The 21,523-nt window shown below is 48.1% G+C and carries 18 protein-coding genes; 1 reads left to right on the top strand and 17 read right to left on the bottom strand.

The annotated features are described in order from the left end of the window. Positions 1-65 precede the first annotated feature (65 nt). The 8 genes from AB432_RS07410 to citZ form a co-directional block, all read right to left on the bottom strand. Positions 66-1,010 (bottom strand): VanW family protein, encoded by a 945-nt coding sequence (locus AB432_RS07410; RefSeq protein WP_048031710.1) that lies wholly within the window; start codon positions 1,008-1,010, stop codon positions 66-68. 92 nt (positions 1,011-1,102) lie between these two features. Continuing rightward, a complete protein-coding gene (locus AB432_RS07405) occupies positions 1,103-2,191 on the bottom strand; it encodes a PRK06851 family protein (RefSeq protein WP_048031709.1) in 1,089 nt (362 codons plus the stop codon). 255 nt (positions 2,192-2,446) lie between these two features. Beyond that, complete coding sequence (phoU, locus tag AB432_RS07400; RefSeq protein WP_048031708.1) at positions 2,447-3,103, bottom strand: phosphate signaling complex protein PhoU; 657 nt, start codon at positions 3,101-3,103, stop codon at positions 2,447-2,449. A gap of 108 nt (positions 3,104-3,211) precedes the next feature. After that, a complete protein-coding gene (gene pnpS / locus AB432_RS07395; RefSeq protein ID WP_048031707.1) occupies positions 3,212-4,975 on the bottom strand; it encodes a two-component system histidine kinase PnpS in 1,764 nt (587 codons plus the stop codon). A gap of 13 nt (positions 4,976-4,988) precedes the next feature. Continuing rightward, on the bottom strand, positions 4,989-5,684 hold the full coding sequence (locus AB432_RS07390; protein ID WP_007725334.1) for a response regulator transcription factor: 696 nt from the start codon (positions 5,682-5,684) through the stop codon (positions 4,989-4,991). A gap of 634 nt (positions 5,685-6,318) precedes the next feature. Then, positions 6,319-7,257: a malate dehydrogenase gene (mdh, locus tag AB432_RS07385; RefSeq protein WP_048031706.1), complete on the bottom strand. Its 939-nt coding sequence runs from the start codon at positions 7,255-7,257 to the stop codon at positions 6,319-6,321. Positions 7,258-7,309: 52 nt separating this feature from the next. Further along, entirely contained in the window at positions 7,310-8,593 is a 1,284-nt protein-coding gene (icd, locus tag AB432_RS07380) for an NADP-dependent isocitrate dehydrogenase (protein WP_048031705.1), read from the bottom strand. A 153-nt stretch (positions 8,594-8,746) separates the two neighbouring features. Beyond that, positions 8,747-9,859, bottom strand: coding sequence for a citrate synthase (gene citZ / locus AB432_RS07375; RefSeq protein WP_048031704.1), 1,113 nt, complete (start codon positions 9,857-9,859; stop codon positions 8,747-8,749). A gap of 425 nt (positions 9,860-10,284) precedes the next feature. On the opposite strand from citZ, the gene ytvI reads away from it, so the two are divergent. Then, entirely contained in the window at positions 10,285-11,415 is a 1,131-nt protein-coding gene (gene ytvI / locus AB432_RS07370; protein ID WP_048031703.1) for a sporulation integral membrane protein YtvI, read from the top strand. 83 nt (positions 11,416-11,498) lie between these two features. Here ytvI and AB432_RS07365 read toward each other — a convergent pair whose 3' ends face one another. The 9 genes from AB432_RS07365 to AB432_RS07320 form a co-directional block, all read right to left on the bottom strand. After that, the gene (locus AB432_RS07365; RefSeq protein ID WP_048031702.1) at positions 11,499-11,894 is read right to left on the bottom strand and encodes an FxsA family protein; all 396 of its coding nucleotides are present in this window, start codon (positions 11,892-11,894) and stop codon (positions 11,499-11,501) included. Between the two features lie 2 nt (positions 11,895-11,896). Further along, positions 11,897-12,328 carry an acyl-CoA thioesterase gene (locus AB432_RS07360; protein WP_048031701.1) on the bottom strand — a complete coding sequence of 144 codons (432 nt, stop codon included), beginning with the start codon at positions 12,326-12,328 and terminating at the stop codon, positions 11,897-11,899. 610 nt (positions 12,329-12,938) lie between these two features. Then, positions 12,939-15,200: a ribonucleoside-triphosphate reductase, adenosylcobalamin-dependent gene (nrdJ, locus tag AB432_RS07350; RefSeq protein ID WP_048031700.1), complete on the bottom strand. Its 2,262-nt coding sequence runs from the start codon at positions 15,198-15,200 to the stop codon at positions 12,939-12,941. A 441-nt stretch (positions 15,201-15,641) separates the two neighbouring features. After that, positions 15,642-17,396: a pyruvate kinase gene (pyk, locus tag AB432_RS07345; protein WP_048031699.1), complete on the bottom strand. Its 1,755-nt coding sequence runs from the start codon at positions 17,394-17,396 to the stop codon at positions 15,642-15,644. 40 nt (positions 17,397-17,436) lie between these two features. Next, on the bottom strand, positions 17,437-18,396 hold the full coding sequence (gene pfkA / locus AB432_RS07340; RefSeq protein WP_048031698.1) for a 6-phosphofructokinase: 960 nt from the start codon (positions 18,394-18,396) through the stop codon (positions 17,437-17,439). A 221-nt stretch (positions 18,397-18,617) separates the two neighbouring features. Then, positions 18,618-19,574: an acetyl-CoA carboxylase carboxyl transferase subunit alpha gene (gene accA, locus AB432_RS07335; protein ID WP_048031697.1), complete on the bottom strand. Its 957-nt coding sequence runs from the start codon at positions 19,572-19,574 to the stop codon at positions 18,618-18,620. Then, positions 19,541-20,485, bottom strand: a complete 945-nt coding sequence (gene accD / locus AB432_RS07330; protein WP_048031696.1) for an acetyl-CoA carboxylase, carboxyltransferase subunit beta — start codon at positions 20,483-20,485, stop codon at positions 19,541-19,543. Before accD ends, accA begins: the two co-directional genes overlap by 34 nt. Before the next feature lie 20 nt (positions 20,486-20,505). After that, positions 20,506-20,688, bottom strand: a complete 183-nt coding sequence (locus tag AB432_RS07325) for a hypothetical protein (RefSeq protein WP_007725347.1) — start codon at positions 20,686-20,688, stop codon at positions 20,506-20,508. Between the two features lie 81 nt (positions 20,689-20,769). Next, complete coding sequence (locus AB432_RS07320) at positions 20,770-21,441, bottom strand: FadR/GntR family transcriptional regulator (RefSeq protein ID WP_012685105.1); 672 nt, start codon at positions 21,439-21,441, stop codon at positions 20,770-20,772. Positions 21,442-21,523: the final 82 nt, after the last annotated feature.

Raw genomic sequence — 21,523 nt, 5'->3', positions numbered from 1 at the left:
GGAAATATTCTTCTCCCCACCGCAGCCTCGTACCCAAGAAAAAAACCGACACCCCCTCCTCATCTCTAAGGGATTGTCGGTCCATTCTCATTCAAAATAGATGGAGCATCCGGTGTTTCCTCAGGGGTCGCGCGGCGTACGCTTGGTACATTTCGTGGCTCATGCTCCATTTCTGGAAAAGAGTGAACCGTCACGTACATGCTTCCGTTGCTCGCGATCGCCCGGATCAAGACGGGATAAGCGTATTTGTTTTGAAATACAAAATCGGGGCCGTACCAGCTCACGGTCGCATCCCGGCCTGGAGGTACGTACGCTACGTTTCGGCTGTGAGAATAACGTTGCATAATATGCAAACCTGCCTGATCTACCGCATTGAACAAAGTAGATGATACTTGGCAGATTCCTCCCCCAATGCCTTCCGACAATTCTCCCCTGACAATAATGGGCGCCTGCAAATACCCTTTTTCTTTCGTACGCTGGCCCACTACCTTATTAAAAGAAAAAATTTCTCCTGGCAATACCACGTAATTGTTAATCGCCTGTGAGGCAAGCTTGATGTTGTGTACTCGATTCCAGTTACCTGCATTGAAGTAGGTCGCATATTGTCCGATCCTTTTTTTCCTAACCTGACTCATGAGCGCTTTGTCTACCTTTGGGAATACCTCTTTGTAGCTGACATTCATGCTTGCGGCTCCCGCACCGTAAAAATAATCGTAAAAACGCGCGCGAAATGTCAGGTCATCCAACCTTCTTCCCCTGGTTTCTGGAACGATGGCTCCGGCGTTATTAATCGTCGCATTGATGGGCTCAATGTACGCTTTTTTCGATAACTCTTCCACCATTCGCGCAAGCTTGCTTTCATCAACCAAAGGAACACCATCAAAGGGAAGAGAATAATCAGCCCGATTGAGAATAGCTACCGTCTTGTTCTCCATCTCTATCTGCAAAAAATTCGTTGGGTCGAGGGGATTGATTAATAGTAACAGAGCTAACTTCATAGCAAAACCCATCCGGCTGCTCACCTCCATTCTCCAACAACGATCATCTTCCGTTATTGTAGTATGAGCAGTCGAACGGGTTTCATTCTACGATCTGAATACCATTAGCCCATCTTTGTTAGTCTGCTTACGAGAGCTTGCGAGACAGCCTTTAAACGTTGCTGGTCAACGGCTTCCTGATACGTGGTGTTTAATTGATCACGCAGCTCCTTGGCTGCAACAAGATTGGCTGTGGCCTCTTTAATTTTTTGGGTATATCTTACCTTAATATCCAATAATTCTTCTTCATATTTCTCATCGGTTCCTGGGGTAATCGCGCGTTCGTACATATCAATAACCTCATCCGTATCTTTGCTAGGAAAATACTCATGCGGTGCCGTGCTGTCAAAAATGGCGAGGCTCCTCTCAGGTACAATCACCATATCGAGACTGTGCGGGTCCAAACCACAGTGGTACACTTCCACATCAAAGCCACGTGTTTGGGCTTCCTTCACCAGCTTTTTCAGCATGGTTGACTTGCCAGAGCCTGGTCTGCCTTTGATGAAATAGCGCTTCTCCAATTGGTCTGTCAGCTTCATGATATGATCGACTGGTCCCTGTGGAGTGGCAGCCCCCAAGTACATGCGCCGAACTTTTGCTCTCTTCTCTAGCTGCTCATCCCCGAAGAATAGCGCAACGACTTCTTCTGTAACGCGATTGGCTTCTTCTCTGTCCAGGTTTTCAATGTAAGGGGCTTCCCACTCATCATGGATGCGCAGTGCTTCCCCAAAAGCTTGATAAGCCTCTTCACTTTTGTTAAAAATCTCTTCGTACCAGGCGGCAATCCGGTCTTTGTCATCCACGAGCTGATCAACGTCTACCATCGCCTGCAAATTGACCTGAATTTCAATAACGCCAGGGGAAGCCGGTCTCCACATGCGGGGATAACTTCCGTCCATGATCGCTACTTTATAGCGAGGAAAAATGACACCATCAAACTGTCCGTTCACAAAAGGGGAATGAATCCACTCCACTTCGTCTGTTTTTCGTGCCATTTGATTTCCAATCGACTCAATCAGTGGCGATGTAATTCCTTCCACTGTCCCTGTCAAAATATAAACGCGCTCCAAGCCTTCCAAGACGGAGTCATAAAATGTCTTGTATCCTCGCGCAGTATTCCCTGCGGCATATATGTGGCGCACTTTTGTGGTCATTTCCTTTCCCTCCTGTACTTCTTCTAGCTGCCATTGAATCGATGTATTGTATGCACAAAAGGGAGAATAGGCGTCTGTCTACAACCATAAGAAAACCTCTATCGTGGTTTACTCAAGGATGAGCGACCGCGTTTTAGCGGAATGTTTTCCGTAATATCGAGAAGAAACCCGAAGAAGTTTATACTTTACGATATTATGGAAAAGCCGCTGCAAGCTATTCTTCATAGCTCACAGCGGCTTTTTGGCATTCGGGTATTATTTATTCAAATCCGTCATTTTACCAGTAGACATATAGATAATCCATTCGCAGATGTTCGTAACATGATCGGCAATCCGTTCCAAATATTGCGCAACCAAAAGTAAATGCGTTCCTTGCGAAATGGCCTGACTGTTTTTCGTCATCAATTCAATCAGATCATGGAAAATCGTGGAGTACAGTTTATCGACAATGTCGTCGCGTGCCGCAATCTCTTCTGCCGCTTCTTTATTGCGTGCAATATACGCATTTAAGCAATCGCGCACCATAGCCTTGACGTGATCAGCCATCATCGGAATATCGATGAGGGGTTTCACGTACGGGTCCGCCATCAAGCGTCGTGTCGTCTTGGCAATGGAAACGGCATGATCACCCATTCGCTCCAAATCCGTCACCAGCTTCAACATTGTTCCCAAGCGTCGCAAGTCACCTCCGACTGGCTGCTGCAATGCAATGAGACGGAAGCAATCGCTCTGTATTTCTTGCTCCAACTCATTGATCACAGGATCGCTTGCGATAACTTGTTCAGCCAGTTGGGCATCCCGCTCAACCAGACTCTTAATGGATTTATGAATAGCTTCTTCCACCAATGTGCCCATCGTCATGAGCTTGCGGTGCAGTACATCCTGCTGTTCTTCAAAAGCGTGCCGTGACATTTCCCTCTTCCCCCTTCTAGTGTCTGACATGTCAAATGGTACAAGGCGATTGTATTGTAGAAGTAAAGCTACTATTTTGTTTGTGTAAATGTTTTTTCAGTAGCTTTTTTAGGTAAGGGGAAGCGTAACTGTGAAGGTTGTCCCTCTTCCTTCCTTGCTCTCCACACTGATATGTCCGTGCAAATTTTCCACGAGATGCTTCACAATTGCGAGGCCCAAACCTGTTCCACCTGAATCGCGGCTACGCGCCTTGTCTACGCGATAAAACCGCTCAAAGATACGCGTGAGTTCCTTTTCCGGAATGCCGATCCCGGTATCCATCACTTGAATAGTGATGTTTTCGCTGTCTGCTTCTGTCTTGACGTTGATTTTTCCACCTTCTGGCGTATAGGCAATCGCATTCGTCAACAGATTTAAGATGATCTGCTGCAAGCAATCCTTATCCGTCATCAGCCAAATATCTGGCTTCGGTGAAGGGAGTGTGATCGTCAATTCCTTACGCTGTGCCTGGTCATGCATGATGGCAACTGCCGAACTGATCAAATCCTGCAAGTGAACCTGACTCAGATGCAACGGGATTCGCTTCTGCTCGATTTTGGACAGGTCCAAAATATCGCGGATCATCCGGTAGAGTCGCTCGCTCTCATCTGAGATGATTTGCAGGAAATTGCGACATGTTTCCTCATCTTGCATCGCACCTTCAAGCAAGGTTTCTGTGAAGCCCTTGATCGAGGTAATCGGCGTGCGTAGCTCATGCGATACGTTTGCCACGAACTCACTACGCATCTTCTCCAGGCGGCGAATGTCTGTGATGTCATGCAGCACCACAACTACACCCCTCGACTCCCCCTTGAAGTTAATATAGGGAGCAAAATTCACGTCGAGGATGCGTTCCTGCGGGTAATAGATGTGTACCTCTTGACGGAACTTCTCGCTTCTGTCGAGGCATCTGTCGATGTATTGGCTGAGCCCAAAGCTCTTGCCTGCCTCGATATGCAGCTTCCCTACGATCTCATGTCCAGCGGTACCCAACAGCTTTTCAACGGCTGGATTGACCAGCATGATCCGACGTTGCTCTGAAATGAAGATCACGCCACTCGTCATATTGGTCAGCACACCTGCTAAGCGCTGCTGATTCTCCGAGATTTCGTACATCTGCTGCTCCAGGCTCGATGCCATGAAGTTGATTGCTCCTGCAAGCTGGCCGATCTCATCCTTTGCTTTGATTCTCACACGGCTCTCGTATTGGCGCTGTGTAATGTTGCGGGCTACCCGGGTGATCTCCTCGATCGGACGAATAATGGAAAAGGAAATGCGGGAAACGACAATCGATCCGACTACCAAAGTAACCAATAAACCGGTGAGCAAGCTGTACCACATTTTGTGAATCGTATCGGTAATATCTTTCATCGACATCGCTGAACGAACAACACCGAATATTTCGTTGTTCAGTTCAACAGGAACTGCAACGTACATCATGTCATAGCCGAGCGTCTCACTGAAACGGCGGGAAATCCCTGTTTCTCCTTGTAACGCTGCCTTCATCTCCGGTCGGTCATGGTGGTTTTCCATCTCTTCCGGGTGGGAGGAGTTGTCGTACATCACCTGACCATCCTTGTCGATAATGGTAATCCGTACTTCATCCGTTGGCGCTACTTGTGTGACCCGATCCGCTAACGTCGCCTTATCGGTAAAGACGTTTGGGAAACGGACCGCCTGAGAGATGAGCTTCGACTCGCGGGACAATAGCTCATTCAGTGATTGGAGGTAGGAATTCTCCAGCACTTTGGCAAAATACATCCCCATCACCAATAGTACGAGGGAGATTAAACCCAAAATAGTCAAAGTGAGTTTGATTCGAAAGCGAGTCAAGGTAAATCCTCCGTTATCCTTCCAGTTTGTATCCTAAACCGCGAACTGTTTTGATGTATTTCGGGTTCTTGGTGTCATCCTCAAGCTTTTCACGCAAATGGCTGACATGCACGTCCACAATTCGAGAATCCCCGATGAAATCGTAGTTCCAAACAGCATTCAACAATTGATCGCGCGTCAGTACACGTCCTTGGTGGCTCGCTAAATAGTTAAGCAGCTCGAATTCCTTTGGCGTCAGCTCAACCTTCACGTCTTTACAAAACACCTCGTACTTCTCCGGGTAGATGCGAATATCCCCAAATTGGAGCAACACCTCTTGAGGCGCTGTAGTCGCTTCTGGCGTGTTCTGAAACCGCCGCAGAATGGCTTTCACGCGGGCAATAACTTCTCTCGGGCTAAATGGCTTTGTCAAATAATCATCGGCACCAAGCTCAAGTCCCAAAATCTTGTCGAGCTCATCATCTTTCGCTGTAAGCATCAAGATCGGTGTATTATTGCGTTCTTGGCGCAAGGTTTTGCATACATCCATTCCATCCATCTTGGGAAGCATCAAATCAAGAATGATAAAATCAGGCTGCTCGCTCTTAACCATTTCCAAGGCCTGTTTACCGTCAAAAGCAGTTACGACCTGAAAACCTGATTTTTCAAGATTAAATTGCAATAGCTTTACAATAGAAGCTTCGTCATCCACTACCAACACTTTGATCATCTGTCTGTTTCCCCCTAGCGTTGCAATGCTTGCGCTCGATTTTCTTACCTACGTCCCCTGAAAAATGCTTCTCTCTACAATACTCAGTCTGCCAATGCTCATTGCGGAAAACAAGTAATTTTTTTGTAAAGACATGCTGATGGGTACATAGAACTTACTTGCTTGGCAATAGTATTCCTCTTTTAGGTAAAGGTATCTACATGAAAAAGGTCTTCTAACCGTTGTGGTCGGGAGAAGCCCTGCCACATGTTTTCCAGTCGCCTGTATCCTCTCTACGTTCGGGCGGTCTCCTTCCAAACATGTGACAGTGCTTCCGTACAGCTAAGGATGATTTACGCTTTTTCCTTGAGCACCTAAAAAAAGCTACGTAGAAGAAGCGAATTTCCAGTCCAAGCGCCTCTGGAGCCCATCTCAGCGTAGGAAAAAATGGCGGGGAATTTCAGCTTCACTTATGAATGACATCCTCGAAATTTCTACGTTTGAAGCGCTCCCGCTATTTATTCCGGAGCGGCCAGTCATACCCCTTGCAGGGCGGAGGCCGAAGCGCAGACTGGAAATTCGCTTCTTCCATCACCACAGCAACTTTAATAAAAAAGACGCCTTCCCATAGAAAGGCGTCTTACATGCATTAATCTTATTTCAAAACAGCCATTACGCTGCGTACGGAGTCAGCAGATTTGTCGAGAGCTGCTTTCTCTTCGGCAGTCAGATCCAATTCGATCACTTTCTCGATCCCGTTTGCGCCGAGCAGAGTCGGTACTCCCAGGTAGAGATCGTTGTAGCCGTACTCTCCTTGCAGAAGAGCGATGGATGGCAGAATGCGTTTTTTGTCCTTGATGATGGCCTCAGCCATTTGTACCAAGGAAGCCGCAGGTGCGTAGTAAGCGGAACCGTTCCCCAAAAGGTTTACGATCTCGCCTCCGCCCTTGCGGGTACGCTCTACGATCGCATCCAGACGGTCTTTCGGGATTAATTTTTCCAATGGGATACCACCAGCATAAGAGTAGCGAACCAATGGAACCATGTCATCACCGTGACCACCCAGAACAAAGCCCGTTACGTCTTCTACCGATACGTTCAACTCCATAGCCACGAAGGTACGGAAACGAGCCGTATCCAGAACACCGGATTGACCGATTACGCGCTCTTTCGGGAAGCCGGACGTTTTGAAGAAGGTGTACGTCATCGCGTCAACTGGGTTAGACAGTACGAGCACGATAGAGTTAGGTGCATATGTTTTTACTTGCTCTGCAACAGATTTCATAATGCCAGCATTGGTGTTCACCAAATCATCGCGGGACATGCCAGGCTTTCGGGCAATACCTGCTGTGATGATGACGAGATCAGCATCTTTGATGTCTTCATAGTTGGCAGTACCTGTGATGCATGCATCAAAGCCTAATACTGGCGAGGATTCCATCATGTCGAGCGCTTTACCTTTTGTTGGGTTTTCCAGTTGCGGAATGTCAACCAATACGATGTCGCCCAGTTCTTTTTGCCCCAAAATGAATGCAGTTGTTGCACCAGTGAAGCCACTACCGATAACAGCGATTTTTTTACGGTTGAATGCCATGAACTATTCCCCTCCAAAAATGTAAGTGTAAAAATTTGTATCCAAATCTATCTTACATGTTTTGAATCAGAGCGTCAGCAAACTCGGAGCATTTCAGTTCTTGTGCGCCTTCCATCAGACGAGCGAAATCGTATGTTACTGTTTTCGCGGAGATGGTTTTTTCCATGGAGTTGATGATCAGGTCAGCAGCTTCGTTCCAGCCCAGGTGACGCAGCATCATTTCTCCGGACAGGATCACGGAGGATGGGTTTACTTTGTCCAGACCAGCGTATTTCGGAGCTGTACCATGAGTTGCTTCGAAGATCGCATGACCAGTCAGGTAGTTGATGTTTGCACCTGGAGCGATACCGATACCGCCTACTTGTGCAGCTAGTGCGTCAGATACATAGTCACCGTTCAGGTTGAGTGTTGCTACTACATCGTACTCAGCTGGACGAGTCAGGATTTGTTGCAGGAACGCGTCAGCGATAACATCTTTCACGATGATTTTGCCAGCTGCTTCTGCTTCTTTTTGTGCTTTGTCAGCGTCGCCGCCTTCAGCTTTGATACGATCGTATTGTGCCCAAGTGAACACTTTGTCGCCGTATTCTGCTTCAGCCAGTGCATAACCCCAGCTTTTGAACGCACCTTCCGTGAACTTCATGATGTTACCTTTGTGTACGAGGGTAACGGATTTGCGCTTGTTGTCGATTGCATAATCGATTGCTGCACGAACCAGACGCTCTGTACCATCTTTGGAAACAGGCTTGATACCGATACCAGAAGTTTCTGGGAAGCGGATTTTCTTCACGCCCATTTCGTTTTGCAGGAAGTCGATTACTTTTTTCACTTCTGGAGTACCTTCAGCCCACTCTACGCCAGCGTAGATGTCTTCAGTGTTCTCGCGGAAGATTACCATGTCAGTCAATTCAGGATGTTTCACTGGGGATGGAACGCCATCGAAGTATTGAACAGGACGTACGCAAGCATACAGATCCAGCTCTTGACGCAGTGCTACGTTGATAGAACGGATACCGCCGCCTACTGGTGTAGTCAAAGGACCTTTGATTGCGATCAGGTATTCACGAACAGCAGTCAGCGTATCTTCTGGCAGCCACTCGCTGTATTGGTTGAAGGATTTTTCACCTGCGAATACTTCGAACCAAGCGATTTTCTTCTCGCCTTTGTAAGCTTTTTCTACAGCTGCATCCAGAACGCGAACAGAAGCTTTCCAGATATCAGGGCCAGTACCGTCACCCTCGATGAAAGGAATGACCGGATTGTTTGGAACTACCAGTTTACCGTTATCCACAGTAATTTTTTCGCCTACAGTTGGTTGCGTCAGGTTTTTAAACACAAAAAATCCCTCCAGTGTTATATATATTTGGTGATTATGAATATTTCCAGACGTAGGAGAACTACCACCCACTTGTGGTAGTTCTCAAGCTTGCGCTCAGGAGCGATCAGCCTGGCTGACGACCTGCCCTCCACGCTCGAAAATAGCGAGTTCTTAGCGGCGGTCAATTGGAACGTAGTGTTGGTTGACCGGACCGGTGTAATCCGCGCGAGGACGGATCAGGCGATTATTTTCATACTGTTCCATGATGTGAGCCGTCCAACCGGACATACGGCTGATGGCAAAGATCGGTGTGAACAGGTCTGTTTCGAGACCGAGTGAAATGTAAACAGATGCGGAGTAGAAGTCAACGTTTGGTTTCAAGCCTTTTTCGCCGGAAATCATTTCATCAATCTTCACAGACATCTCAAACAGCTCAGGACGACCGATTTGCGCGGTCAGTGCTTTGGACATTTCTTTCAGCCATTTCGCACGTGGGTCACCATCTTTGTATACACGGTGTCCGAAGCCCATGATTTTTTCCTTGTTATCCAGCTTGGTGCGGATATAGGACTCTACATTAGCCATGCCGCCGATTTCGTTCAGCATTTTCGCTACTGCTTCATTAGCGCCGCCATGCAGAGGGCCTTTGAGTGTACCGATTGCAGACACGATACCGGAATAAATGTCAGTCAGAGTCGCAACAGTTACGCGAGCAGAGAATGTAGATGCATTAAACTCATGGTCAGCATGCAGGATCAGAGCAACGTCAAACGCTTTTACTGCTGTTTCTGTTGGCTCTTGGCCTGTAAGCATGTAGAGGAAGTTTTGTGCAATCGTGAAATCTGCACGTGGAGCTACTGGCTCCAGACCTTTACGCATACGCTCGTAAGCAGCGATCAAGGTAGGAGTTTGTGCCATCAGACGGATAGATTTCCGATAGTTGGCTTCAGGAGACATATCTTGCGCTTCTGTGTCGTAGAGCGCTAGCGAAGAGACAGCTGTGCGCAACGCCGCCATTGGATGTACGCCTTTAGGATAGTGGCGAATGCTTTCCAGCACTTCTTGGGCCACTGCTGCATTTTCACCCAATTGTTTTTTCAAAGCGTCTAGCTGATCACGCTTCGGTAACGCTCCATGCCAGAGCAAATATACAACCTCTTCAAAAGTTGCATGTTCTGCCAGCTCATCGATGTTGATCCCGCCATAGCAAAGAACCCCATCGACGATCGAACAGATGGATGATTGAGCGGCAACAACGCCTTCAAGTCCACGAGTAGTTGTCATAGAACTCCCTCTCCTTTTCCACTCAAGTAGTAGTGCTTATCCAGTCTTCGCTTGTCCGCCATGACTGATAAACGACCTAATCAGGTTCAAAAAAGACGATTTTTTGAACATCCTATCTATGAAATTGTAAGCAGCGGTTTCTTTCATCCACCACTCTTGACAGGGAATGTATCCACGCAAATCCTCACAAGGTCGTACATGAAAATGACGCTCGTGTAAGGGGAGAGGCGAGAGAAAAGAATCCACTAAGACGACCCAATTATAAAAGATTATTGCGATTTTGTGAATAAGGTTGGCGAAAAAATGTTTCGAAGGGTGAAACGGAGTTTTGTTTTTTCGCGATTCTTGCTCCACCTATCGGGCATGCTGCATAATAGAAACATCAGTATTTTGTTCGCACCTTCGCGGCGGAAAGGAGAAATCGTTTGAATCAGGAAAACTGGGTAGAGCGCCTCTTTCAAATCATTCGCTTGTTATGGGTTTGCCTGCTTGTCTATGTAGGGATTTGGGTATTCCAACACGCAACACCCTTACTGTACCCATTTATAATCGCTTTAGTCATTGCGCTCATCATCAATAAACCAGTTACGTTCATGACGAAAAAGTTCAGGATTCCACGCTGGCTTTCGGTCATTATCGCGCTCTTGGTTTTGATGCTGCTCGCTGGTGGAGTGGTCACACTGATTATCACGGAAACGGTCGTGGAAATCGGAGAGCTGGCCAAACGCTTGCCAGTCGTTGCACAGGAGCTGGCCCATTATTTGCAAAATACGATTTCTCAAGACTTCTTGATGGGCATTTACAATCAGATTCAGTGGTTTTATGATCAGCTCGATCCAAGTTATAAGGATAAGCTTACCAGTACGGTAGGCAGTGCGATCTCGACCATCACGAATGTCGGGCAGGACTTGATCGTCAAATTTCTGGATGGATTGAAAAATCTGCTTGTCTCACTCCCGAATATGGCAACAGTCTCCGTCATTTCCATCATGGGTGCGTTCTTTATCTCCAAAGATTTTGCTCTTTGGGAAGCGCGGGCTCGTCGTCTTTTGCCAAAAGGAGTAAACAGTCGTCTCGATCAGATTTTTATCGATTTGCGCAATGCCTTGTTCGGGTTCGTCAAGGCGCAGTTGACTCTCATCTCCTTAACCGCCGCCATCGTGATTATTGGTCTGTTGTTCATGCGTGTCGAATACGCAATAACGATTGGCTTGATCACGGGCTTGGTCGATCTCTTGCCTTATCTTGGGACAGGGACGGTCTTTGTTCCTTGGATCATCTACATGTTTTTCAAAGGCAATTACACGATGGTCATCGGCTTATCCATTTTGTACGGGGTCGTATTGATTTTCCGTCAAATTATCGAGCCAAAAGTCGTTGCGGAAAACGTCGGTCTCGACCCTCTCCTCACGCTAGTCGCGCTGTTTGTTGGCCTCCAATTGTTCGGATTCCTGGGCTTGATCATCGGACCTGTTTCACTTGTCATGATCAATGCTTTGGTAAAAGCTAACGTCTTCGTCGATGTATGGGGCTACATCCGTGGAAAGAAAACCTGACCCAACGTAAAAAGAACCGCTTGCGAGCAGCTTGTCACACAGCTCGAAGCGATTCTTTTTTTATAGGGAATATCTGTACTGTATTAGCGGCGGAAAAACAATTGAACACGACCAGACGAGATGAGATTCCACAGCCAACGCTTCAACAGATGACGAATAATCATCCGTGTGTACGGAATGAGGAAGACCAGTCCAATCACATCCGTGACGAATCCAGGCAACAAGAGCAAAATGCCACCGATCAAAATCAAAACACCATCGATAAGTGAATCCGTAGGCATTTGCCCACGCGACAACTGGTGTTGGAGCATCCGGAATACTTGCATCCCCTGCTGTCTTGCGAGCCAAGCCCCCAATATCCCCGTGAGAATGACGAGCACGACTGTATTCCAACCACCGATCCACGATCCAATGGTAATAAGCCCCCAAAGCTCTAATCCAAACGCAACGACAAATAGAATGGCAAAAAAGCGGAACATGCTTATTCCCCTCCTTTATGCTGGGAGTCCAACCAATCATAGATGTCAGGCTCGGCTCGTGACAAGCGAATCGGCCTCAAAGCTGTGTTGGTAAATACATGCATCGTCTCTCCTGAGACCAACGGCTGTTGGTCAGGCAATCTAACAATCTCGTATGCAAAAGTGAGACGGACAGGACTGAGCTCTTTTACTCTCGTCCGTATTTCTACCTCATCGTCATAGCGGGCGGGCTGTTTGTAAGAGATGTTCGCATCTGTGACAGGCAGAAGTACGCCTTTTTCCTCCAGCTCACGATAGGTGATCCCCGCATGGCGAATCAATTCTGTTCGTCCTACTTCAAACCAGTTCAAGTAATTCGTATGGTAGACCACACCCATCTGATCGGTTTCGCCATAGCGGACACGCAATCGATGGGAATGAATAATGGGAGTCATATTGGATCGCTCCTTTCTCTATAGGATGATTGTACCATACAAGGACAAGAAAATACGTTGCTGTTGTGGTGGGGAGGAAACAGGAGAAAACGCTCAGCTTCTAGGGCCACCCCCTGAGGGATTGACTGCCCGACTCCATGCAAAAAGCGAAACCGCGTCCAAAGTAGTCCATTCAGGATGTGTCTCAGAGGTGGACGCTTAAGAGCGTGTTTCGCTTTTTGCACTCCGTCTCGGTCGGCGTCCCTAAGATCTTCGCTTATTTCTCCTGTTTCCTCTACGAGCTTTCCGTGTGATCCGATTTTTTAAAAGATGGAAGAACATAATCAGTTCCGACAGAGAAGAATATTTCCAGACGTAGCGACTTGTGAGTCCTACCGAGTGTGAGAAGGGATTCGCGGGCAAAAGAAACGCAACCGTGCCCATGCGACGTAGCGGCTACCACTTTTGCGTTTCCCCGCGAATCCCTTCGGAGCGGACAGTCCCAGCCCCCAGCAGGACGGAGCCTGGAGGCTAGACTGGAAATATTCTTCTCTCCACTACAGCCGCATACAACAAAACAGGGGCAGACTGTTTCCTCCAGTCTCCCCCTGTCTTTATTTATTTGGATCACTTAACGAATCGGGCAAGCTCCGCCTTCGCAAGATTCAGCCGTGGACAGATCAGCCTCGCCGCCGGTTTCATACTGCTGCAAAATCGCAGGATCAAATGGCTTCATGGACTGCTTCAATGCCTCGTACTGTTCTTTGGTGCACTCTTCATATGGAGCCAATTGGTAGTTTCCGCCATCCAATTGCAAGAAAGATACACCTACGAAATTATCCCAGTTATCGTAAACGATGTCTTCTACTTCTACCCACTCTTCCTTGCGTACCGTAATGGTGTTAGAAGAGTTGTGCTCGGTATATTCTTTTTGGAAACGGAAGTACGTATCGAATTGGCGTTTTGCACTTACTTCGTTCTTCGTTTCTTCTGCGCCCGATGCTACAGGGAAATCGATCACGAGTGTACGTGCATTTGCCATGCGCTCTTCATATGTTTCGCCTGGTGTTCCTACCTCTGGGTTGACTGTCCAGCCGAGAGTTTGTACCGCTTTTGCCAATGGATCCTCAGCATTGATGCGAATGCGGCGGATGTAGTACGGCGAATGGGACCAGTGCAGACCGCTGGAGACACCACCAGCAACCTGAGACAGCGTACCTTCCGGCTTCACTGTCGTTACCAAGAGTGGAGAGTTCACACGCAGCTCATATGCATAACGGTTCGCCTCGTCACGAGCAGCATCGCCCAGCTTGCGCAGCAGTTCGAGCTCTTTCTCTTCTGTATAGCCAAGGGATGCCAGCGCATCCTTCACACCAGTAAGGGAAGTTCCGAGCAAACGGTCACGCTGTTGAACGGTATCCCAATGCGGCAGTTCCAGCGTAACCAGCGTCATGCGAAGACCGGCACGAGCAGATTTGCGTTGTGCTTCCAGCAAGCCATCGAGATCCAGATACTTGGAGCCATCCTCGCGATCCTTCACGAATTCAACCAGATTGACTGTCGTCAGATTGCAGACGCCATAAGAATCGAGCAGGATTTCTGCACAAGGGTTCAAGCCCTCTGCATTTGGACGACGACGGTTCGCTTCTTCCAGGTTGATGAAGCCTGGTTCGCCTTCCAATTGCATCAAAGTGAACACGAGGTTCAAGAATGGCTTGGTCGGTTGTTTAGTAAAAGCGATGGAGTTGTTGGACATGCGGCGGTGATCCAGACCGAAGCGTCCGTCTCCTACTTTTTGAATGCTGTCAAACCAAACAGGCTTGTGCTCACCCAACAGCTCGCCCACACGACGGTGGTGGTTCAACTGATCCTCTGTCCAGAAGCCGTTGATGCCGTATTTCGCCAGCATGCACTCGTAATCATCGTGATCGAACAGGAAAATTTCCGCTGTACGGCGCACGCCACCTACTACGACGTTTGCTCCGATGAGATTTCCAATGTCGAGAATATGTATCGGACGGATTTTACCGTATCCTTTTTCATCACTCTCGATCGCTGCCAAGTGCTGGTCGATTTGGTTTTTCAACACTTTATCGATTCCTTCAAACATTTCACGAAGCGGCTCATGACCACTAGCAGTACCGCCAAAACGCTTCAGTCGCTCGCCTTTTGGACGTACGCTGTTATAAGAGATTTTCACAGTGTGAATGTGTTCGTAAGTGGAATCTGTCAAAATTTGCAGGTAGAGACGGAGGGATTCTACCCAGCCTTCTTTACTGTCTCCTACATAAATCTTGGCAAAGCCGTTATCCAGTACATTCAGCTCAGAACGCTCCAGGCGTTGATGCTTTGGCAGCGGTCTGTATTCAGAAGAAAGCAGCGAAACATTCGTGCGAATCGGGCCCAGTCCAGCAGCCATTTCCTTCGTGCATTTAAAGCCTACGCCAGTTCCTACCAACAGAAGGTAGAACAAATCTCCCAAGTCATCCCAAGACTTGATGTTCAGGAAAGAGCAGTTGAAGTTCGCCAACGGATACAAATCCGCTACGCCGTTGTCTGCACCGCCAACCCACAAGGTACGGCCAGACAAAAACTGGCGAAGGTTGAACATGTTGTCAAACAAGCCTTCTGCCTCTTTTTCCATTGCGCGAGAATCGGCGTACATTCCGATTTTGTTCAAATGCTGATAAGCCAGCTTAATATTGTAATCCACCGAGCGGCGGCAAGTTTCTTTCCACGTTTCCCGTCTTCCTTTTTCCGGTACAAAACGAGAATAAGTACGGTAGTAAACAAATTGTCCCAGAGGACTCATATGGATCGGAAAATCAGGATATTGATCTAAGAATTCATCCCGCAAAAATTGAGTTCGGGATACGGTTTCGGTCGCCAGCATATCGTTCCTCCTTCGAATCTTTCCTCTCTAGTTAACTATCTTTATCTGTAAAACTCAATAGTTTTACCTATATATTGTGCGAAATAATTTTCGACAATACTAGATGTTGTGTTCGCTCTAAAAAAACACTTGACACAAAATCCCGAACATTGGATGTACAAAAGGGCAGTTCTATGTTCAGCCTTTTCCTGGCAACGAGCGCTATAACATCCATTCTGTCATGATTTGGAAACTCCGAACGTATGGATTTCATCCGTCCTGACACAAAGCCACCGACCGATTTTAACAGATTCCCACTTGCTTTGCACCACCTAATAATCACCGTTATCTGGTAAAACTTATCAGGCAGTTCGTCGGCTAATCCTTTTTATACCAAGCCAAAAAAGGGTGACGCTTGGTCACCCTTCAGAGGCATTCTTCATTAAATATGAGTAGTATTACCTACAGAATCCGGGCATGTCCTGAGTAAATATGCCCACGCTCAGAATCCACTGTTACGATTTGCCCGTCCTTCAATACATCCGTAGCAAATTGCACCCCTACGATGACTGGAACGCCGAGATTCAGGCCTACGATGGCTGCGTGAGAGGTAAGCCCGCCCTCTTCGCAAATCACCGCTCCAGCCTTGCCAAACGCTTCAATCATATCGGAGTCGGTACCGATGGTTACCAGGATCGCCCCTTCTTCTACCTTAGCCAGCGCCTCTTCGGCGGATCTGGCAATCACTACCTTGTTTGTGACAACTTTACGGCCGATTCCCTGTCCTTTTGCTACCACATCGCCAATGACGTGGATTTTCATCAGGTTCGTTGTCCCAACTTCACGCACAGGCACGCCTGCTGTGATCACAACGAGATCGCCATGACGAACGAAGCCTGCATCGAGCGCCTCCTGAACAGACATCTCCAGCATTTCGTCGGTTGTATTCGCCATTTCGCCCTTCACCGGATACACGCCATTTACGAGTGCAAGACGGCGAATAATCGCTTCATGTGGCGTTACAGCCACGATAGGTGCTTTTGGACGGAACTTTGATACCATACGAGCAGTGTGTCCGCTTTCGGTCGCCGTAATGATTGCCGCTGCGTCCAGATCCAGTGCTGCATTGGATACAGCTTGGCTGATGGCATCGGTAATCGTCACTTGTTTGAGCTGTGCTTGTGCGTACAAGATCTCGCGATAATTCAGCTCCTGCTCTGCACGTACAGCAATGCGCACCATGGTTTCAACAGACTCAACCGGGTATTTACCGGCAGCCGTCTCTCCGGAGAGCATGATCGCGTCTGTACCATCGAAAATGGCATTCGCAACGTCACTCGCTTCCGCACGTGTCGGGCGCGGGTTGCGCTGCATAGAATCGAGCATTTGTGTCGCCGTAATGACAGGCTTCGCGAGTTCGTTACACTTCTTGATCAGCTTCTTCTGGACAAGTGGTACTTCTTCTGCCGGAATCTCTACGCCCAAATCACCACGCGCAACCATGATTCCATCTGTTACTACCAGAATTTCGTCTACGTTATCGACACCTTCCTGGTTTTCGATTTTCGCGATAATATCGATACGCACGTTATGGCGCTCCAGGATTTGGCGAATCTCCAAGATATCCGATGCTTTTCGGACGAAGGAAGCCGCAATGAAATCAACTCCTTGTTCAATACCGAATTCGATATCCTGTGCATCTTTTTCTGTGATACCAGGCAAGTTGATTTTGACGCCTGGAACATTGACGCCTTTTTTGCTCTTCAGTGTTCCACCGTTTTTGATCAAGCAGACGATTTCGGTGTCACTCACTTCCTGTACAGTCAACCCGATCAAACCGTCGTCGATCAAGATCGTATCACCGATATTTACATCACGAGGCAATTCCGGATACGTAATGGAGACGCGCTCCGCAGTTCCTGCTACTTCCTCAGTGGTGAGGATCAGCGTATTTCCTTCTACGAGCTCGACTGCATCTACTGCGAGCGTACCCGTGCGGATTTCAGGACCTTTTGTATCCAGCAGGATTGCAACAGGTTTCCCGGTTTCTTTTGACGCCTGACGAATGTTTACAATTCGCGCCGCATGCTCCTCATGGGAACCGTGCGAGAAATTCAAACGGGCTACGTTCATTCCGGATTCAATCAATTTTTTCAGTGTTTCAACCGATTCACTCGCCGGTCCAATGGTACACACGATTTTTGCTTTCCTTAACATAGGATGTAAGCCTCCTCTACACTCGTAGAAACTGTCAGTTTTATATAGATAGCGTGCGCGCCAATTGATAAATGGATAAATCCAATTGATGCTTTTTCGCCAATGCTTCTTGAAAATCAACATCAACGATCTGGTTGTTCTGAATCCCAACCATTCGGTCCTGCTTGCCCTCCAGCAACAAATCGACAGCTGCTGCACCCATTCGGCTCGCCAGCATTCGGTCCATCGCAGTAGGGGAACCACCGCGCTGAATATGCCCAAGTACCGTTACCCGAGTCTCCCAGCCTGTTTCTTTCGTGATCGCTTCGGCATAAGAAGCTGCACTTCCTACCCCTTCCGCCACAATAATGATGGAATGCTTTTTGCCACGGCGTTGTCCAGCATGCAGACGCTCAATAATGTCGTCCATCTCCTGTGACGCTTCCGGGATAATAATGGACTCGGCACCGGCTGCAAGCCCTGCCCACAATGCCAGATCGCCAGCATCTCGTCCCATCACTTCAATAATGTACGTGCGTTCATGCGAGGTGGCCGTATCGCGGATTTTATCGATCGCTTCCACAACGGTATTCAATGCGGTATCAAACCCGATCGTGAAATCGGTGCACGGAATATCATTATCAATCGTACCCGGTACGCCAATGGTCGGGAAGCCTCTCTCGGTCAGCTTCTGAGCACCGCGAAACGACCCGTCTCCCCCAATCACGATCAAACCTTCAATTCCATGAGCACGTAATTGGTCCACTGCTTTTTGCTGTCCGGCTTCCGTCTTGAACGCTTCACTGCGAGCGGAGTAGAGAATGGTTCCTCCCCGTTGGATAATATCCCCAACAGAGCCAAGAGACATCTCCTTGATATCTCCCCTCATCAGCCCTTCGTATCCGTGGTAAACCCCAAACATTTGTACCTCGTGAAAATGAGCACGACGTACAGCCGCCCGGACTGCGGCATTCATTCCAGGAGAATCTCCACCGCTAGTGAGAACTGCAAGTTTTCGCATGGAATCCACCTCTCCAATCATATCGTCTTTAGCATGTCATTTAACGGAAACAGTATGTACCATACCTTGTATGAAACATGCTGTATCACTCAATTCCTCATATCTGTTATACACTCGAAAGATATGTGCCATACTTTTTGAAAGCTCTGATAACTCTTTCATTCGACTTCGATTGTAGCAGATTTCCCTCGGAGAAAAAAGAAAAAAACGCCCCCTGTTTCTTACAGGGTGGCGAATTCTCCGATCTGTTTAAACTTCTCGTAACGGTCCTGTATCAATTCATCTGGAGTTAAACGGCCCAGCTGTTCTAGTTGTTCCGCGATGACCGCCTTGACCATCCCTGCCTGCGCGATCAAATCACGATGGGCTCCTCCGAATGGTTCATCAATAATTCCGTCAATGACTCCTAATTCCAATAAATCAGGAGCCGTGATTTTCATCGTCTCCGCTGCACGCATACCCAAGCTGGAATCTCTCCAGAGAATCGCAGCTGCACTCTCCGGTGCAATCACGGAGTAATAGGAATTCTCCAACATATAGATGCGGTTGCCTACGCTGATCGCCAAGGCCCCACCGCTTCCACCTTCCCCGATGACGATACAAATAATCGGCACGCCAAATGTCGCCATTTCACGCAGATTGCGGGCAATCGCTTCGCTCTGACCGCGCTCTTCTGCCGCTTTTCCAGGATAAGCACCTGATGTATTTATAAAGCAAATAATCGGGCGACCAAACTTGTCCGCCTGCTGCATAATGCGCAATGCCTTCCGGTAGCCTTCTGGGTGAGCCATCCCAAAATTGCGCTTGATGTTGTCTTTTGTGTCTTTCCCTTTTTGGTGACCGATGACCGTAACCGGACGTCCATCCAGCTTGGCAATTCCACCTACGATGGAATGGTCGTCTCCAAACAAACGGTCTCCATGAACCTCGATAAAATCAGTAAAAAGAAGTTGTATATAGTCCAAAGTTGTTGGCCGTTCAGGATGACGGGCCAGCTGTACACGTTGCCACGGAGTCAAATTGCCGTAAATTTGCTCAGCAAGCTCTTTTGATTTTTGTTCGAGACGCTGTACTTCGTCAGAGAAATCAATTCCCTTTTCCTCAGTAAAACGGCGCAATTCCTTAATCTTATCTTGTAATTCTACTAATGGCTTTTCAAAGGAGAGCTCGCCTGCCATGTTTCTACTCCTTCCCGAGACGTGTGCATCTCTACCAGTTTGGACAGTGTATTTCGCATGTCCTTACGGTGTACCACCATATCGAGCTGCCCATTTTTTAACAAGAATTCCGCTGTTTGGAAGTCTTTTGGCAACTCCTGACGGATCGTTTGCTCAATGACTCGACGCCCAGCAAAACCGATCATAGCTCCTGGTTCTGCGATATTGTAATCTCCCAACGAAGAAAAGCTGGCTGATACCCCACCATATGTAGGATTTGTCATGACCGAGACAAAGAGTAAGCGTTCGCGATCCAAGCGAGACAGCGCTGCGCTGGTTTTCGCCATTTGCATCAGGCTCAATACACCTTCTTGCATGCGTGCTCCACCAGATGCACTGAACAGAATGAAAGGCAAACGCCGTTCGATCGCTTGCTCAATTGCACGCGTGATTTTTTCCCCGACGACCGATCCCATACTCGCCATACGGAAACGAGAATCCATGACCCCAATCACGATGCGATTTCCACCCAGAACACCTTCGCCTGTAATGATCGCCTCGTTCAAATTGGTTTTGGCCATATCTTGCTCCAGTTTTTCCAAATAGCCAGGAAAACCGAGTGGATTGGCTGTAATCAAATTGGCATCAAATTCTTCTGTCAGAACCCCATCATCCAGAAGCGCTTGCAGACGCTCCGGAGCGGACATGGAGTAGTGGAACTGGCAGCCTTTGCAGACACGCAAGTTCTTCTCCAAATCCTTTGAGTAGTGAATCGTCCCACAATGTGGGCATTTATTCATCAATCCCTCAGGGACTTCCTTTTCTTTCGTACCCGCTTCCTTGCTAGTGTCGGTGGAAGCAGGGACACGTGCTAGTGTCTCTGAAGGAACTGTAGCGAATTTGCGCTTTTTCCCAAAAAGATCTTTAAGCACAGGTAAACCCACCTTTCTCTTCAGTGAAGGATCGTGCCGAGTACATCCCGGACTTCGTTTAGTTCGCTCTCCGGCACAAGAATCTCGTACTGTTTCGAGACCTTACCTTCGCGAACCTTTACCAAAAACCCTTCATCTGTCAAACGTTGCTGTATCCGTTCTGCAATTCTAGCGCTAGGAGCGATGTAGATGACCGTCCACATGCTGGCTTCCTCCTCAATCGTCCAATACAGGTCTGCATCATCATATCACAGCGCCAGCGCCCCTCGCAAATTGGGGGAAATCTATAGCTTGCTGTTTTCCAAATGCTTCTTCATTCTCTCTAGTGCGACGTTCACATCGCCTTCGCGAATGGCTTCCATAATCTGTCGATGCTCTACGAGTGCTGCACTCGCTCTGCCTTCACGCGACAGTGATTCAATACGGATACTGTTGCTGTACTCAACCAATGGCGTCCAGATGCGATGCAGAATCGAGTTGCGGCTGGAGCGACATATGACGCGATGAAACTGATAGTCTTCCTCCGCAGGTACCTCGCCTCTTGCTACTCTTTCCTCTGCAATGGCCAGGATGCGTTCCATTTCATCAAAATGCTTGTCAGTCGCCCGTCTACAGGCTAAGCGGACAGCATCCAGCTCTAGCATTCGGCGCATTTCGATCAAGTCCTTCTTGGTTTTGGTATCCCGTAGGATAAAAAAGCCAAGAATATCGATCAGCCGATTGTGTCGGTAATGCTTGAGAAAGGTGCCCTCCCCGCGACGCGTCTCAATGAGTCCGAGCAACTCCAGAGCCCGAAGAGCCTCGCGTACAGAGGAACGACCTGCTCCCAGTTGCTCGGACAGCTCTCTCTCAGACGGCAGCTTGTCCCCGGGCCGCAAGTTTTGCTCCTGAATGATTTCATGAAGTTGCAGGAGAATTCCTTCGTAAACCTTTCGATCTTGAGAAGAGTCGAGCACGATTATCCTCCTTACTCGTACCTTCAACGAGGAGCACCCTCCACGTTTGTAAAAAGTCTACGTTTTTTCGCGGAGGGTGTCG

It is taken from the genome of Brevibacillus brevis (assembly GCF_001039275.2).
Taxonomy (GTDB): Bacteria; Bacillota; Bacilli; order Brevibacillales; family Brevibacillaceae; genus Brevibacillus; species Brevibacillus brevis_C.
This window is presented reverse-complemented; position numbering and strand designations above follow the sequence as displayed.

Bases quoted from the DNA above. Each gene is read 5' to 3' on its own strand.
- AB432_RS07390 (WP_007725334.1), bottom strand. From the start codon at position 5,684: ATGATCAAAGTGTTGGTAGTGGATGACGAAGCTTCTATTGTAAAGCTA.
- citZ (WP_048031704.1), bottom strand. From the start codon at position 9,859: ATGACAACTACTCGTGGACTTGAAGGCGTTGTTGCCGCTCAATCATCC.
- mdh (WP_048031706.1), bottom strand. From the start codon at position 7,257: ATGGCATTCAACCGTAAAAAAATCGCTGTTATCGGTAGTGGCTTCACT.
- AB432_RS07325 (WP_007725347.1), bottom strand. From the start codon at position 20,688: ATGTGGACGGTCATCTACATCGCTCCTAGCGCTAGAATTGCAGAACGG.
- phoU (WP_048031708.1), bottom strand. From the start codon at position 3,103: ATGTCACGGCACGCTTTTGAAGAACAGCAGGATGTACTGCACCGCAAG.
- pyk (WP_048031699.1), bottom strand. From the start codon at position 17,396: ATGTTAAGGAAAGCAAAAATCGTGTGTACCATTGGACCGGCGAGTGAA.
- AB432_RS07410 (WP_048031710.1), bottom strand. From the start codon at position 1,010: ATGGGTTTTGCTATGAAGTTAGCTCTGTTACTATTAATCAATCCCCTC.
- AB432_RS07405 (WP_048031709.1), bottom strand. From the start codon at position 2,191: ATGACCACAAAAGTGCGCCACATATATGCCGCAGGGAATACTGCGCGA.
- accA (WP_048031697.1), bottom strand. From the start codon at position 19,574: ATGGCAGGCGAGCTCTCCTTTGAAAAGCCATTAGTAGAATTACAAGAT.
- AB432_RS07360 (WP_048031701.1), bottom strand. From the start codon at position 12,328: ATGACTCCCATTATTCATTCCCATCGATTGCGTGTCCGCTATGGCGAA.
- pfkA (WP_048031698.1), bottom strand. From the start codon at position 18,396: ATGCGAAAACTTGCAGTTCTCACTAGCGGTGGAGATTCTCCTGGAATG.
- AB432_RS07365 (WP_048031702.1), bottom strand. From the start codon at position 11,894: ATGTTCCGCTTTTTTGCCATTCTATTTGTCGTTGCGTTTGGATTAGAG.
- nrdJ (WP_048031700.1), bottom strand. From the start codon at position 15,200: ATGCTGGCGACCGAAACCGTATCCCGAACTCAATTTTTGCGGGATGAA.